This window comes from Streptomyces sp. NPDC059994, assembly GCF_042737755.1.
Taxonomy (GTDB): Bacteria; Actinomycetota; Actinomycetes; order Streptomycetales; family Streptomycetaceae; genus Streptomyces.
This window is the reverse complement of sequence record NZ_JBHWUR010000154.1, coordinates 1-14,471: the sequence shown is the minus strand read 5'-3', so window position 1 is coordinate 14,471 and position 14,471 is coordinate 1. Positions and strand designations below refer to the sequence as shown.

The window sequence follows — 14,471 nt, the reverse complement described above, 5'->3', positions numbered from 1 at the left end:
ACAGAAGGCCGGTGCGGCACTAGGGCCGGCAGATGGTGTAGCAGTTCCTTCGGGGCCCTGGTGCCATACGGCACCAGGGCCCCTCAATGCGTTCCCCAGAGACAACAGGGACCCCAGAGACCCCAGAGATCCAGAGAGGTGCAGATGACAGCAGACGACTCCTACGGCCGTCTCGACGACGACGACTACCCCGCCTACACCATGGGCCGGGCCGCCGAAATACTCGGCACCACCCAGGGCTTCCTCCGCGCCATCGGAGACACCCGCCTCATCACCCCACTGCGCTCCGAGGGCGGCCACCGCCGCTACTCCCGCTACCAGCTCCGCATCGCCGCCCGCGCCCGCGAACTCGTCGACCAGGGCACCCCCATCGAAGCCGCCTGCCGCATCATCATCCTCGAAGACCAACTCCAGGAAGCCCAGCGCATCAACGCCGAACACCGCCGCACCGCCCGACCGGCCAACCCCTCGAACACGGCCTGAGACGGCTGGTAACGGCGGGCCCCGAAATACGCGTCGCGGCGGGCCTGTCCCGGCGCCGCGTCCGCGAACTCATCGCCGTCGCGGGCACCGGCGACACCACGGTGACCTGGGACTCCGGCCTACCGCAGCGGACCGGCTCGCACTGGTCGACGCCTTGCAGGAGGTTCGGGAACCGGCACACCTGAGGGGCCTGGGCCGGACCATGCTTCGAGCAACGGCGAATGAACAGTCGTGGGCGGAGAGCCAGGTGGTCGCGGGCCGGGCCGGTGGCATCTGCACCTGTCGCCCGCTAGGGGCGGTGGGCCGCCGACCGGATGCGGTCCGGGGTCCCCCCGGGCCCCTCCGACGGGGCGAGATCGTGTACGGGACGGCTTGGCTACCGGGACTGATCGCACACACCAGGACTGCGTCGCCGACGACAGGAGCACCGATCGCGCCGACGCGCCCGGGCACCTCCCACACGGATCTCCGAGCGAACCCGGCGCTCGCCCCATGTATCGGGCTGCGGCTCCGCTCCACGGCCCTGCTGCCCAGGGCATACGGCGGAGACGTGGCCGTCGGGTCCGCCTTCTCGGCGCCAGTAGAATCGACGGTTATGGCCGATACCCAATACGAAGACCTGTTGCGGCTGGTGCTCACCTCCGGGACAGCCAAAGCCGACCGGACGGGCACCGGTACCCGAAGTGTCTTCGGGCACCAGCTGCGCTATGACCTCTCGCAGGGGTTCCCGCTGGTCACCACGAAGAAGGTGCACCTCAGGTCCATCGTGTACGAGCTCCTGTGGTTCCTGCGCGGCGACTCGAACGTAGGCTGGCTTCAGGAGCACGGCGTCACCATCTGGGACGAGTGGGCCGACAGCAACGGCGACCTCGGTCCGGTCTACGGGGCGCAATGGCGCTCCTGGCCCACCCCGGACGGTGGACACATCGACCAGATCAGCGAAGTTCTCGACACGCTGCGCCGGAACCCGGACTCCCGCCGGATGATCGTCTCCGCCTGGAACGTCAGCGAGCTGAACAAGATGGCGCTGGCGCCGTGTCACGCCTTCTTCCAGTTCTACGTCGCCGACGGCAAACTCTCCTGCCAGCTGTACCAGCGCAGCGCGGACCTGTTCCTCGGCGTCCCGTTCAACATCGCCAGCTACGCGCTGCTCACGCACATGGTGGCGCAGCAGGTTGGCCTTGAGCCGGGCGACTTCATCTGGACCGGCGGCGATTGCCACATCTATGACAACCACGTCGAGCAGGTGCGCGAGCAGCTCTCGCGTACCCCGTTCGAGTTCCCTCAGCTGCGTCTGGGTAAGGCCGACTCGCTGTTCGACTACGCCTACTCCGATGTGGAGGTGCTCGACTATCGGCACCACCCGGCCATCAAGGCTCCGGTGGCGGTGTGAACGTCGGGCTGATCTGGGCGCAGACCCCCGCGGGCGTCATCGGCGCGGGCAACGCGATTCCGTGGCGTCTGCCCGAGGACATGGCGCACTTCAAGGCGACCACCCTCGGTCATCCGGTGGTGATGGGGCGCAAGACCTGGGATTCGCTGCCCGTGCGGTTCCGCCCGCTGTCCGGGAGGCGGAACATCGTGGTCACACGTGATCCACGGTGGGCGACCGAAGGGGCCGAGCGCGCCGGGTCCATCGCCGAGGCGCTGGAGCTCGCCGCCGAGCCTTTGGAGCCGGCAGCCGTCCCCGCTGAGACATGGGTGATCGGCGGCGGGGAGATTTACCGTGCCGCCCTGGGATACGCCACGAGGCTCTCGGTGACCGAAGTCGACGTGGCGGTGGACGGCGACGCCTACGCCCCGACACTCGGCCCGGAGTGGAAGGTCGCCGAGGACAAGGGCTGGCAGTCCTCGGCGTCAGGGCTGCGCTACCGCATTCGCATGTACACCCAGTGAGGGGCAGCCCACTTCACTGATCACCTACGGCGGTGCAGCTCTGGACCTCATACGCGCTGGTCACGGGCTGTGACGTGCAGTTGCCCACCCACCACCGCTGGCTGGAAGCTGCGGTGGGCGCCTGCGTGCCGCCCCGAGGCAGACACCATCCGCGCTGGTCAGCGGCCTGCCTGCGGTCCCGACGGCGAGGCTGGTCTCCAGCACGGCCACGACCGAGCAGGGCCAGCCGGGGATCATCCGGCGCTCGTGCTGGCTCTGGCGGTACGCGGGCAGCAGGAACGGGTCCGGGCAGGTCACGGCATCCGGTCGCAGCCCCGGCGATGCGTCCACTGCCAGGCCTTCCACGTCGTCTCCGAGGGCTCTCTGGAGCAGTCACAGAAAGTGCTCACTCGGTCGTCGAAGTGGGCAGGGCGGCGCGTAGCTGGGCCACGGTGCGGCTGGTCTCTACGGGTGCGGCGCCGGCGTGGGGGAGAGGGGCGGCTGCCGCGTTGATCAGATTGGGTCCGATACGCAGGAACGCGGCCAGGTCCGTGAGGGAATCGGGCAGGGCGGCGAGGCCGGAAGGAAGCGGGGGCTCGATGTCGTCGTCGTGGAGGTCGCCGTTGCTGAGGCAGAGCAGCCAGGCCAGGTAGAGCAGGCGCATGTCCCCGGCCGCTACAGAGGAACGCGCTTGAGCGATGGAAGGCAGCCATTCCTCTTCCGGGTCGGAGTCGTAGCCGTAGCCGTCGAAGTCGAAGAGCTCGTTGAAGTCGTCGAGCTCCCCGTTCTCGTCATCGGAGACCAGCGTGATGAGCACATGGCCGCCGTGCTGGCGGGCGTTGGCTGAGGGGCCGGTGCAATACCGCTCAGCGACGTGCAACGGGAGCTGATGGGCGGGCCAGCGCAGAATGACCTTGCGATAGCCCCAGTTCGCGAAGTAGAGGTGAGCGTCGTAGTACCTCTCCATGAGTTGGTCGCAGCTGCCCTTGAAGTCACCCCACTGGTAGCTGTTCACAAACGTGGTGCGGGTAAGAGTGGCGCGGGTAGTCAGCTCGCGGATCGAGGCGACCTGTTCGTCGGTCAAGGGCTTGTCAGCAGCGAGGAATTGGTAGTGCTGGTACTCAGACATGACGACCTCCGACTGTGCTGATGCTCCGGGTTCTGATCCGACCGGAGCGGACGAACGCTGCGGGTCGTAGCGACGTCGGCGACAAGCTTCGCCATGCCGCAGGGAACCCTCCATAGTGATACCGCAGCCGCACCGCTTGAGGGGACCTCACCCTGGGCGCCGGCCGACTCAGGGGGGTCGGCCCGTACAGGCGTACGGTGTGAGGGGCGATGCTCAAGACATCGATACCGAGGTCCCGGTCCTGGTCGTGAAGGATTGTCCGAACGAACAGCCCGCAGCCGACGGGTATGTCCAGAGCGTGGTTGAGTGCCTGGGCGTTGAGGTGCACCCGCGCATCGGCGGTCCACACCACGACGTCGACTCGCAGCAGCGCTTTGCGTTCCTCGGCGGCGCCTTCGCCCGGCATCGGCACGAAGTGCGCAAGACACGAGGAGCGGCTGAGAGACCCTGGCCGTCGCGGTCGAAGGCGATGGAGCGGGTCGTGCCGCGCACCGTCAGCGGGACGACCCGCCTGCACAGCCGTCACAGACGTGTTGCTACGCGGATCAGGTCGGCGACCGCGCGAAGTCGGCCCTGCGACGGCCACGCGATCACCGTTGTCACGGGCGGAGCATCAGTGTCTTCGGATTGCCACGGCCGGAGTCTGGGAGATGCCGGCACCCGTTCCCTCCGGAGTGCAGCAGGCCGGTCGCGGTGATAGGTGCAGTGGGGTCAGGCGGTATCGAGGCCGTCTATCAGGCGATTGAGGAACCGGGTGAACGTGGCTTCGGGAGTGAGGGCGCGTCCGGGGGCGGAGAGGGCTTCGGCGAGTTCCGGGTGGTGGCCGTCGGCGGCGACCGCGGCGAGATAGCGGGCTTCGGCTGCACCCCGGTCGGGGGACCGGGTGGTTGCGGCCTGCGCGATCTCATAGTTGACGTGACCGGCCACGAAGGCGGTGAGTTGGGCGAAGATCTCCAGCTTTGCCGCACCGTCCAGCCCGGTGGGCCTGAGGGCGGCGAGGGCGCGTTCCAGGAAGGCCAGGGTGTTGGGACCGGGGGTGCGGCGGGTGGCCACGGCGGCGGGTAGCCAGGGGTGTCGCAGCATGTGATCGCGTTGGAGGCGGGCGATGGTCTTCAGGTCGGCTCGCCAGTCGCCGGTGAGTGGGTTCGTGGTCGGGAGTTCGCCACTGACGTGGTCGATCATCAGTTCCAGCAGTGTCTCCTTGTCGGGGGCGTAGCTGTAGAGCGACATGACGCCGGCTCCGACCTCGGCTGCGACCCGCCGCATGGTGACTGCTTCGAGTCCCTCCGCGTCCGCGAGGGTGACGGCTGCCGCCGTGATCGCCTCACGGCTGAAGGAGGGCCGACGGCCCCTGCGCGGTTCGGTGGTACGCAGCCAGAGCTGTTCGGGGTCGACGCCGGTGGCGCCGGGTCCTGCGTCATGGGCCACGGTCTCGCGCTCCTTCCCTGGTTGTCGCGGTGGGCGCTTGCCAAGGTCATCCAAGCATCCTCTATTCTCGTACACTGTACGGAATTGAGGAGGGGAACAATGCCATCACGCATGTCCGACACCGTGGCCGTGCCGTCCTGGATGCCATCTGCCGGAAAGCCGCCACTGTCCTCACGGATGATGAGGGCGACTTGGCGGGGACTTCCGGCGAAACGGCACTCTGTGGGATGGGAGCCGGGGCTCGTGGTGCCTGCCGCCGACGGCAGCCCGTTGATCACTGACCACTACTTCCCGCGCGAACAGGGCGACTTTCCCACCCTCCTGGTCCGCTCGCCCTACGGCCGAGGCCTGCCGTGGTCTCCCATGTACGGCCTGCTCTTCGCCGAACAGGGCTTTCACGTGGTCCTGCAGAGCTGCCGCGGCACCGGTGGCTCGGGTGGTGACTTCGACCTGTGGCGCAACGAGGTCGCCGACGGGCAGGCCACGGTGTCGTGGCTGCGCGAGCAGCCCTGGTTCAACGGAACGCTCGGGACCGTCGGCCCCAGTTACCTGGGCTACGTGCAGTGGGCCCTCGCCGTGGACCCGCCGCCAGAACTCAAGGCCATGGTGGTGCAGATGGGCCTGCACGATCCGTACGCCCTGTTCCACGCGGACGGTGCGCTACGCCTGGAGAACGCCCTCGCCGTCGGTGCGGGCATGACCTACCAGCACCAGGGCGCGGGACCGTTCCTCAAGGCGACGCTGCGCCTTCAGCGCCGCCTGCGTGCTGTCACCACCGCGCAGCCCTTGCGCGGGGCGTACGTGTCCGCCCTCGGGGGCGAAGTACCCTGGTTGGACGACGTCATGACGCACCCGGACCCCAAGGACGCGTACTGGCGCGGTGCGTCGCTGGCGGAGTCGGCGGAGCGGCTCAGCGTGCCCACGAGTCTGATTACGGGATGGCATGACGTGCTGGCCGACCAGACCTTCGAGCAGTATGACCGGCTGCGTCGGGCCGGGTGCGAGACCGCTCTGCTCGTCGGCCCCTGGACACATACCTCCGCCCTGCAAAAGGGATGGCCCGAGGTGTTCACCGAGAGCCTCGCGTGGCTGCGCGCCCACCTGTATGCCGACCCGTCCGGCCTGCGCCCGACCGCGGTGCGCGTGCACACCGGCGGTGAAAACGCCTGGCGGGACCTCGACGAGTGGCCGCCAGCCGCGGCTGCCACCTCGTGGTACCCCCTCCCGGGCGGGACCCTCACCCAGCAGGCCCCCACGGACTCCGCACCACTGACCTCGTTCCGCTACGACCCGGCCGACCCCACCCCGTCCGTCGGCGGCGCTCTGCTCTCCCGCACCGCCGGTCCCCGCGACAACAGCGCCCTGGAAGGCCGTGCTGACGTGCTGACGTTCACCGGCCCCCCACTGGCCGAGGCCGTGGACATTGTGGGCCCAGTCTCCGCTCGGCTGAGGATCTCCACGGACACCGGCCACGCCGACGTCTTCACCCGCCTGTGCGACGTGGACCCGCAAGGCCGCTCCGTCAACATCTGCGACGGACTGGGCCGGCTTCGGACGACTGAGCATGAGCCGTCGCAGGTCACCGTGTCGATGAGCTCCACGGCCCATCGCTTCGCCGCAGGTCACCGCATACGTTGGCAGATCAGCGGAGGCGCCCATCCGCGCTACGCCCGGAATCCCGGCACCGGGGAGCCGCAAGTGGACGCCACCACCTTCGCGCCGGTGCGCATCACACTCCACACGGACTCGGCATTGTCGCTTCCGGACGGCTCCGGGCCCACGTGATCTCCAGCTCCACGGGAAAGGGCTGACGAGCCGGGCCGCCAGGCCCGGCTCACTCCCCGGACCACCCCCTCGGGTTGCCCTGTCGCGCCGCGGCGCGATCACCCCGCGGGGACGGGCGCCACTTCATGATCGGGCAGTATGGAGCGCATGTCTGATGCCCCGATACGTCGCACACAGCCCTACGACGACGACCTGATCGCCCCCGCTCTCAGCGGGCTCATCGGAGGTTCCGGATACTGGCGGGCCGGTACGCTCGCCGGATTCACGGACGTCGGGGACTACTTGGCCGGTCGCGGCGAGCGCGTTCCGGACCAGTACAAGGGGTGGGGCTGGTCCCGGTTCATCGGACGCATCGGTGCCGTGGCACTGCGGGCCAGCGCCTTCCACGTCCGGCCCGATCTACGGGAAGTCCTCCTGCGGATGCTGGAGGTATGGGCCGAGACCCCCTTCGCCGACCCGGACGTACGGCGCCGGATGCGTACGGGGACCATCGAGCTCGCCGACGACGACGTGTACGCCGCGCGTGACGGCGACGGTGCCGTGCTGGTGCTGCACGGGCTCGGCGCGGGTGAGAAGGGGCGGCACTTCGTCGAGCTGCGCGCGGGGGAGGCCGATGCGCCCGCGCCCGGGCGGATCGTCGAGGCCGAGCCCGTACCCTCGGCCAGTTGGGAGACTCCGGCGCGGCTGCGCCGGCTCGCCGGTCTCGTACGAGAGCACGGCCCGGCTCCCTGGGACCGTGCGGCGGCCACGGCGCTCGCCCAAGCGACCGGGCTCAGCCGCGCCGCGGCCGCGCTGCTGCTCGCCGGCATCCCTGATGTGTCCTACGGGTATCGGGGCCTGGACACCGAGGCGCGCAAGGTCATGGGGCTCAAGCAGTCCGAAGCCGACGCCGGAGAACGCGAGTTGATGGGTCTGGGGGTGCCCGCACGTCTCGATCTGCTGGCCGCCGTACTGCCCGACGACCCGGAGCAGCTGTGGCGGCAGGGCGGGCAGACAGCACTCGCCGAGCGCATCGCCGAAGCCTGGCGCGCCCAGCAGGGCGTACGCCCAGCGATCTCGGAGACGACGCTCGCCGTGGCGGCCGAGCACAACACCGTTCGCATGGCCCCGGCAGCGGTCTGCGCGCTGTTCGCCGACCCCACGAGCGATCCGGTGCTCACCCGTGACCCCGACACCCGGCTGCGAGCCAGCAGCGTCATCGGCCACGGCTGGGAAGGCGAGGAAGGGTTTCACTTCAAGGAGCGCCTCTCTGTGGCCTGCGAAGCCATCGACTGGATCTACGCCGAACTTCCCGCGGGAGACCCCGTACGTGAGGGTGTTCCGCAGGTGGTCTCGCTGTTGCGTGAGCGGCTGGCACACCCGCGATTGCTGCTCGACGCCGACGGCAACCGCCTGCGCGGGCGGACCGTCGCGGAACTGTGGCCGGTCTTTTCCGGCGCCGAAGCGTACGGGGACGCCGTCGAGCCGCTGGATCATCCCACGCTCGACGACGGACTGGTCGTCGTGGCCGAGGCGGGGTTCGACCGGCGCGGCGAGCGGGGTGCTCCGGGCATCTACTTCCGGCCCGGCAAGTACGGGGCGGACGAGCGCTCGCAGCGACTGGAGGTCGTCGTCGACAGCGAAGGGTCCAACCTCGCCCGCGTCCGCTGGCTACGGGGGGCCGCATGCGAGCGCGTCGTGGAGCGGATCACTTCCCAGGCTCTGCCGCCCGGGCGCTACGAGACCGATCCCCGTCTCTCCGCACCCGATGTGGTCGACGAGGTCGCCGCGAGGACGGGCCTCGGCACCGATGCGGCGGCACTGTATCTCCAGTTGCTCGCACTGCCCGCGCCCACCGACCGCAGAGTCCGCCGCTGGAACCATTGGACGCCCGCCCACCACAAGGCGGCCATGACCGAACTCGTCGAGGCGTCCCTGGTGGTCGTCGACCGGCGGCCCCGGGCCGGGCGTGGCGTGTTCCTGCCCGGTGACTGGGCCGCCGCGGACAAGCCGTTCCACCCGATGGAAACCTGGAAGGCCGAGCTGCTCGGCGCCCGGCTGATCGCGGGCAAGGTCCGCTCCGTACCGGTCGCCGGACCGCTGCCCGAACTCTTCGCGCGTGCCTGGCAGTCGCGGGTGGTCGCCACCGGACTGGGCGATGGACCGCCCGGAGTGCGGTCATCTGATGACGGCGGACCTGCGCGCGGAGCGACCCGTCCCGCCGGCCGCGTACCGGTTGGGGCTTGAGGTCGTGGGCCCGGTGGTGTACGCGGTGATGGCCGACGAGGCAGGCGAGGCAGGCGAGGCAGGCGAGGCAGGCGAGCGGGTCATATGGTGCCCTTCCCGTCCGGCATCTGGGGTAACACTGCTGGTGGCCACGGGTTTTCGGCGCGGTCGGGGTGCGGTCGAAGCGGGGTGGCCCGCCGCCGCACCGCGCACGGATCAAGTGGCCGGGCACCTGGTCGCCGCGTTCATGGGATCGACGGTTGAACACTTCCGCTGAGGGGTGCGGTCAGACGGTCAGCGTCGCCAGCTCCGTATTGGCTCGCTCGGCGACCAGGGTGAGGACACGGCCGGCGGCGGCCAGGTCCCCGGCGGATATCCCGCCCCAGATGCGGGCGCTGATCGGGGCGGTCTCCGCGCTGGCGGTGGCGAGCAGGCCGCGCCCTGCCTCCGTCGGACGAAGGTGCGCGCCGTCCGCGACGAGCAACTGCTTGGCCAGCAGCTCGTCGAGAGTCGTGCGGATGTCGGCCGGATCGGCCTTGAGGGAGCCCTGGACCTGGAGGACGAGGCCGTCGGGTGTCTGCGGGGCGTCGGCGGTGACGGCGGCGCGCAGGGTGACCTGCTGCTGGAACGTGATGCCGTGCCGGGCCAGGACGTGCTCCAGGACGCCGCGGGCGGCGTAGTGGGCCAGGGCGAGGTCGCGGGCGTTCGCGAGGGGTGCGGTGGTGGTTTCAGTGGTGGTCATGACGTCTTCTCCTGAGTGCTCTCGTTGTTCGGTAGGGAGGGACCGAGGGGTGCGTCGAGCAGGGATTTCAGCTCGTCGGTGAACGCGCGCGTCCGCGGGGCGTCGAGGCCGCCGAGCGGCTCCAGCAACTGCTGATGCAGTGCCTGGACCACGGCGATGGCCTGCCGCGTGACGGTCGTGCCCTGCTCGGTGAGGGCCAGCTGTACGGCGCGCGGGTCGCGGGGATCGCGGGTGCGCTCGATCAGGCCGGCCGACTCCAGGGCGCGCGCCAGCTTCGAGACGTACAGCGCCTCCAGGCCGGTGTGGTCGGCGAGTTGGCGCTGACTGGGCCGCTCGCCGGCGCGCTGCATGCCGTGCAGCGACGCGACCAGCGAGTACTGCGCGTGGGTGAGGCCCAGCGGAGCCACCGCGCGATCGACCGCGACGCGCCACTTGTTGGCGAGTCGCCATACGAGGAAACCGGGTGTGGGGCCCGGCGAACCGTTGCTCATGACAAATAGATTACATGGCTACTATGTCCATGGCTACTATTTTCCGCGCGGGTGTAACGGCACACCCCGAGACCGTGGCCCGCTTCCGCACCGAGCGGTACCGCTCCTGCCCGCCACCGGCGCCTTGGCGGTTGATGGGGCGTCCGGCTCTCCGTACGGATCAACGCCCGGTGTACCGGAGGTGGTGCACAGCGGCACTGAGGCGACCGCGTGGTTGATTGCGTGAGGTGGGGTGGGATTCCGCGGCAGTCCCACGCTCGCTTGCAGGTGCTCCGACTCTGACACCTGGCCGTCATCGCCGCGCGCGACGACGTCACTCAGGTGTGCTCCCTCCCAAGCCCGCGAGCGCGGCCCTGCCGGCCAGGCCGGCCAGTGCGGGTGCTCGCGCGGCCCGTGGTTCCTCGACGCGTAGCATTGCTCATCGCTACAAGGTCAGGGCAGGTAAGACACGTCGATCGCCTGCTGTGAGGGGGTCAGGAGCGGCCCATGTACAGCGCCGACCGCGCACCGAAATCGACGACGCGCCCCCGAACACGGCCGTTGCCTCCGGCGATCGCTCCGCGGCCAAGGTCGCCACAGATGTGATCCTTACCCGAACGTCATGCAGCTCAGGAGCCCACCCATGCACCTTTTCGATGTAGAGACACTGTCTGCGGGCCCGTGGCGCAACGGCGGCGGCGCGACCAGGGAGATCGCCTCACGGCCGGCGGGCACCGACGAGTTCGGGTGGCGCGCGAGCGTCGCCGACATCAGGCGGGACGGGCCGTTCTCGGCGTTCCCGGGCGTGGACCGGACGCTCACCCTGCTGACAGGAGACGGTGTACGGCTGACCTGCTCCGGGGTGTTCGACCGGCTGCTGGCGCGTGCGGGGGAGCCGTTCGGGTTCTCCGGCGACCTCGTGCTGGCCGCCGAACTGCCGGGAGGCCCCTGCCGGGTGCTCAACATCATGGTGCGGCGCGGCCGTTGGACGGCCGGGGTGGACCGGGTCGCAGGCCCGGTCGCACCACGCGCGGGGCACGCCGGGGTGCTCTATGTGCTGCATGGCCGCTGGCAGGCCGGCGCACAGGGGCGTGTCCTGGCGTCCGGTCAGGGCGTGTGGTGGGACGGAGACGACGATGCGCCGGACGGAGCGGTCGCACCGCTCTCGCCCGACGCCGCCGCCCTGTGGGTGGATGTAGCCCCGACGGGGTGACGCCGGGTCAGCCGACCGGCGCCGCCGCCCGGCCGCCGCTCTCGGTCGAGGTGGGGTGGATGGTCTCGGAGGGCGGGTTGGCGGTGCGCCGCGCCCAGAGCCAGTACAGGGCCGAGGTGACCACCAGGGCGACGATCCACGAGATGTCGGCGCCGTCGAGCTTCTTGGTGATCGCGCCGGTGTACAGCTTGGTGGCGAGGAACGGGATCTGCACGGCGACGCCGACGACGTAGCAGGCCAGCGCGGTGACGTTCCAGCGCCCGTAGCGGCCGTCCGGGTCGTACAGGGCGGGGATGTCGACGCGTTCGCGGGAGATCAGGTAGTAGTCGACCAGGTTGATCGCGCTCCACGGGGTGAACACGGTCAGGAGCAGCAGTACGAAGTTCTTGAAGTTGGTCAGGAAGTCGTCGCTGGCGGCGAGCGCTATGGCCATGGACACCGCGATGAAGCCGACGATGTAGGCAGCGCGTACGGCGGCCGAGATGCGCGAGCGGCGGTCGAACGCGGTCACCGTGGTCAGGATCGACATGAAGCCGCCGTACGCGTTCAGGCAGTTGACGGTCAGTTTGCCGACCACGATCACCAGGTAGATGAGGAACGCGAGGAACGCCGGGCCTGCCAGATCGCCGAGGAAGCCGACCTGGTCGGGCAGGAAGGCCTTGCCTGCGACGGCCGCGGTGAGCGCGCCCAGCGTCATGGCCCACTGGGATCCGATGACGGAGCCCGCGAAGGTGGACCAGAAGGTCGCGCGCGTGCTGGTGTCGCGGGGCAGGTAGCGCGAGTAGTCGGCGACATACGGGCCGAAGGTCAGCTGCCATCCGGCCCCGAGTCCCACGGCGAGCAGGAAGGTCGCCGCCTCGAACCCCTTGTTGCCGACGTGCGCGCTGACGTCGTACTGCGTGAACAGCCGCACCAGCAGATAGCCGAGGCCGAGCGCGCCGACCACGGTCGCGATGCGGCCCGCGATGTGGATGAGGCGGTAGCCGGTGACGGCGACCACGGCGGTCAGTGCCCCGAAGACGAGGATGCCGGCGTCCGTGTTGATGTGCAGCATCTCGGAGACTGCCTGCCCGGCCAGCACGCTGCCGGTCGCAGCGAAGCCGAGGTACATGAGGATCACCAACAGCAGTGGCAGGACCGCGCCGTAGACGCCGAACTGCGCGCGGCTGGAGATCATCTGCGGTACGCCGAGCCGCGGCCCCTGTGCGGAGTGGAGCGCCATCACGACGCCGCCGAGCACGTTGCCGATCAGCAGCGCGGGTATCGCCCAGAGCGCGTCGGCACCGAAGACGACCGACAGCGCGCCGTCGACGATCGCGGTGATCTGCATGTTGGCGCCGAACCACAGGGTGAACTGGCTGCGTGGCGTGCCGTGCCGCTCGGTGTCCGGGACGGCCTCGATGGTCCGCCGTTCCATCGCGAGACGTTCCCCTGGGGCGTGTTGTACCGGCATGTTGGTGACCTCTCCCCGCAGCTGTTCCGGCGTATCGGGATGGACTACGCCGTTGACCCAGGTGGTGCTGCGCCGAATCTGGCATGGAGATGAACAAACATCAAGATCTTGAATGGCAAATTTCAAAGTGGGGAGTCGCGCCAGTGGGGATCACGCTGTCCCATGTACGGTCGTGGCCGTTGTGCCGCAGTGCCTACGGTGACCAGGCCGGCCAGGATGCGTACGTCGGGACGGACACCGCAGGGCCGGGGCCGGTCGTGGAACGAGAGGGGGAGGCGGTCGGCGGCGGTGCCGCAGGAGTTGAGGGCCGAGTGCGCTCCTGGGTTGACGCGTCGCGGGCGGCGGCTGCGTACCGTCCGGGACCAAGGACGTGGTCCGCGTCGGCAACCCAAGGGGGAATCCATGGGATCGGTCAACAAGCACCTCGCACTGACCGGAGCGTTCGCCGCCCTCGGCATGGGCCTGGCCTTCGCACCCTCGGCCGACGCATCGCCCCGCCCCGCCGGAGCCACCGCCGACGTCACGGTGCAGACCCGCGAGGATGTCTGCCTCACCGCGGACTGAGCCCGCAGGGGCCGCGCGCACCGGCGAATATGGCCTGTTCGCTCCGGCACCCACTGCCGGGGGTTCTGCCACCATCACCTCACGGAGACGTGGAGGGTGGTGAGGTGGTTGTCCGGCGGAGGAGGTGCTCCGAGGCCGATCAGACATCCCTGGGAGTGGGAGGAACACGAGTGGCGGTGGCACGTCGAGCGGGTGCGGGCGGGGCGCAGTCTCAAACCGGCGAGGTGGCCCCGGGGGGCCAGGGTAGCCGTCGCCCTGTCCTTCGATCCCGATCACGAGTCGATCCCGCTGCGCGACGGGCAGACCCAGCCGGGCAAGCTCTCCCAGGGCCAGTACGGCGCCCGCGTAGGAGTCCCCAGGATCCTGGCGGCGCTGGAGCGGAGCTCCGTACCGGCCACCTTCTTCATGCCGGCGGTGTGTGCCCTGCTGCGCCCGGAGGAGGCGCGAGGCTACACCGACCGGGGACATGAGGTCGGTATTCACGGGTGGATCCATGAGCGAAATATGGAACTGGATCCCAAGAACGAGCGCGACCTGATGTTCCGCTGCGTTGACACCCTGGAACGGCTCAGTGGCCGGCGGCCGGTCGGCATCCGCACACCTTCGTGGGACTTCAGCGATCACACGCTCGCGATCAGCCGCGAACTGGAGTTGCTGTACGACTCCTCACTGATGGCCGATGACGACCCGTACGAGATCCTCGCGGACGGAGAGCCCACCGGCATGGTGGAGCTGCCCCCGGAGTGGATCCGCGACGACGCCGTCTACTTTCCGATGGACCGTTACACGGACCTGCGCCCCTACGCGTCGCCGCGGCACGTGCTCGGCATCTGGCGGGACGAGTTCGACGCCGCGTATGCCGAGGGCGGTATGTTCCAGATGACCATGCACCCGCATGTGATCGGTCACCGCTCCCGGATGGTGGTTCTGGAAGAGCTGCTGGACCACATCGCGAGCCACCCGGACGTCTGGTATGCCACGCACGCGGACATCGCCGCATATGTGAAGGAGCAGGCGGGGGACGGCTCTTAGGGCCTGTGTGATGTCGTGATCATTCGGCGGTCTTCAGCAGGTCGTCGACCCAGATCATTGCGGCGCGGAGGTGAAGGCCGGCGAGGTAGCTG

General features: G+C 69.5%; 13 protein-coding genes. 8 read left to right on the top strand and 5 right to left on the bottom strand.

Annotation, left to right across the window (positions count from 1 at the left end; genetic code table 11):
• Positions 1–144: 144 nt before the first annotated feature.
• From ACFWA7_RS37645 to ACFWA7_RS37635, 3 genes are all read left to right on the top strand, one after another.
• The gene (locus ACFWA7_RS37645) at positions 145–483 is read left to right on the top strand and encodes a MerR family transcriptional regulator (RefSeq protein ID WP_385534531.1); all 339 of its coding nucleotides are present in this window, start codon (positions 145–147) and stop codon (positions 481–483) included.
• 595 nt (positions 484–1,078) lie between these two features.
• Entirely contained in the window at positions 1,079–1,876 is a 798-nt protein-coding gene (locus tag ACFWA7_RS37640; protein WP_385538632.1) for a thymidylate synthase, read from the top strand.
• A complete protein-coding gene (locus tag ACFWA7_RS37635) occupies positions 1,873–2,379 on the top strand; it encodes a dihydrofolate reductase (RefSeq protein WP_385538630.1) in 507 nt (168 codons plus the stop codon). The genes ACFWA7_RS37640 and ACFWA7_RS37635 overlap by 4 nt, the downstream gene beginning before the upstream one ends.
• Before the next feature lie 385 nt (positions 2,380–2,764).
• Here ACFWA7_RS37635 and ACFWA7_RS37630 read toward each other — a convergent pair whose 3' ends face one another.
• Both ACFWA7_RS37630 and ACFWA7_RS37625 read right to left on the bottom strand, forming a co-directional pair.
• Positions 2,765–3,487 (bottom strand): hypothetical protein, encoded by a 723-nt coding sequence (locus ACFWA7_RS37630; protein ID WP_385827650.1) that lies wholly within the window; start codon positions 3,485–3,487, stop codon positions 2,765–2,767.
• 711 nt (positions 3,488–4,198) lie between these two features.
• Positions 4,199–4,915 carry a TetR/AcrR family transcriptional regulator gene (locus tag ACFWA7_RS37625; protein WP_385827648.1) on the bottom strand — a complete coding sequence of 239 codons (717 nt, stop codon included), beginning with the start codon at positions 4,913–4,915 and terminating at the stop codon, positions 4,199–4,201.
• Positions 4,916–5,095: 180 nt separating this feature from the next.
• Here ACFWA7_RS37625 and ACFWA7_RS37620 point away from each other — a divergent pair, with 180 nt between their 5' ends.
• Both ACFWA7_RS37620 and ACFWA7_RS37615 read left to right on the top strand, forming a co-directional pair.
• A complete protein-coding gene (locus ACFWA7_RS37620) occupies positions 5,096–6,700 on the top strand; it encodes a CocE/NonD family hydrolase (protein ID WP_385827651.1) in 1,605 nt (534 codons plus the stop codon).
• Between the two features lie 147 nt (positions 6,701–6,847).
• A complete protein-coding gene (locus tag ACFWA7_RS37615; RefSeq protein ID WP_385827646.1) occupies positions 6,848–8,926 on the top strand; it encodes a hypothetical protein in 2,079 nt (692 codons plus the stop codon).
• Positions 8,927–9,191: 265 nt separating this feature from the next.
• Here ACFWA7_RS37615 and ACFWA7_RS37610 read toward each other — a convergent pair whose 3' ends face one another.
• A complete protein-coding gene (locus tag ACFWA7_RS37610) occupies positions 9,192–9,647 on the bottom strand; it encodes a MarR family transcriptional regulator (protein WP_385827644.1) in 456 nt (151 codons plus the stop codon).
• Positions 9,644–10,138, bottom strand: a complete 495-nt coding sequence (locus ACFWA7_RS37605; RefSeq protein WP_385827642.1) for a MarR family winged helix-turn-helix transcriptional regulator — start codon at positions 10,136–10,138, stop codon at positions 9,644–9,646. The genes ACFWA7_RS37610 and ACFWA7_RS37605 overlap by 4 nt, the downstream gene beginning before the upstream one ends.
• Positions 10,139–10,760: 622 nt before the next feature.
• On the opposite strand from ACFWA7_RS37605, the gene ACFWA7_RS37600 reads away from it, so the two are divergent.
• Positions 10,761–11,330, top strand: coding sequence for a HutD family protein (locus ACFWA7_RS37600; RefSeq protein ID WP_385827640.1), 570 nt, complete (start codon positions 10,761–10,763; stop codon positions 11,328–11,330).
• 7 nt (positions 11,331–11,337) lie between these two features.
• On the opposite strand, the gene ACFWA7_RS37595 is transcribed toward ACFWA7_RS37600, so the two are convergent.
• Entirely contained in the window at positions 11,338–12,747 is a 1,410-nt protein-coding gene (locus ACFWA7_RS37595; protein WP_385827638.1) for a purine-cytosine permease family protein, read from the bottom strand.
• 438 nt (positions 12,748–13,185) lie between these two features.
• Between ACFWA7_RS37595 and ACFWA7_RS37590 the strand changes: the two genes are divergently transcribed.
• Together ACFWA7_RS37590 and ACFWA7_RS37585 are read left to right on the top strand one after the other, a co-directional pair.
• The gene (locus tag ACFWA7_RS37590; protein WP_385538616.1) at positions 13,186–13,347 is read left to right on the top strand and encodes a hypothetical protein; all 162 of its coding nucleotides are present in this window, start codon (positions 13,186–13,188) and stop codon (positions 13,345–13,347) included.
• A gap of 108 nt (positions 13,348–13,455) precedes the next feature.
• On the top strand, positions 13,456–14,379 hold the full coding sequence (locus ACFWA7_RS37585; RefSeq protein WP_385827636.1) for a polysaccharide deacetylase: 924 nt from the start codon (positions 13,456–13,458) through the stop codon (positions 14,377–14,379).
• The last annotated feature ends 92 nt before the right edge of the window (positions 14,380–14,471 follow it).

Coding starts and splice junctions, on each gene's coding strand:
- ACFWA7_RS37645 (WP_385534531.1), top strand. CDS start 145: ATGACAGCAGACGACTCCTACGGCCGTCTCGACGACGACGACTACCCC.
- ACFWA7_RS37640 (WP_385538632.1), top strand. CDS start 1,079: ATGGCCGATACCCAATACGAAGACCTGTTGCGGCTGGTGCTCACCTCC.
- ACFWA7_RS37630 (WP_385827650.1), bottom strand. CDS start 3,487: ATGTCTGAGTACCAGCACTACCAATTCCTCGCTGCTGACAAGCCCTTG.
- ACFWA7_RS37620 (WP_385827651.1), top strand. CDS start 5,096: ATGAGGGCGACTTGGCGGGGACTTCCGGCGAAACGGCACTCTGTGGGA.
- ACFWA7_RS37615 (WP_385827646.1), top strand. CDS start 6,848: ATGTCTGATGCCCCGATACGTCGCACACAGCCCTACGACGACGACCTG.
- ACFWA7_RS37610 (WP_385827644.1), bottom strand. CDS start 9,647: ATGACCACCACTGAAACCACCACCGCACCCCTCGCGAACGCCCGCGAC.
- ACFWA7_RS37605 (WP_385827642.1), bottom strand. CDS start 10,138: ATGAGCAACGGTTCGCCGGGCCCCACACCCGGTTTCCTCGTATGGCGA.
- ACFWA7_RS37600 (WP_385827640.1), top strand. CDS start 10,761: ATGCACCTTTTCGATGTAGAGACACTGTCTGCGGGCCCGTGGCGCAAC.
- ACFWA7_RS37595 (WP_385827638.1), bottom strand. CDS start 12,747: ATGGAACGGCGGACCATCGAGGCCGTCCCGGACACCGAGCGGCACGGC.
- ACFWA7_RS37590 (WP_385538616.1), top strand. CDS start 13,186: ATGGGATCGGTCAACAAGCACCTCGCACTGACCGGAGCGTTCGCCGCC.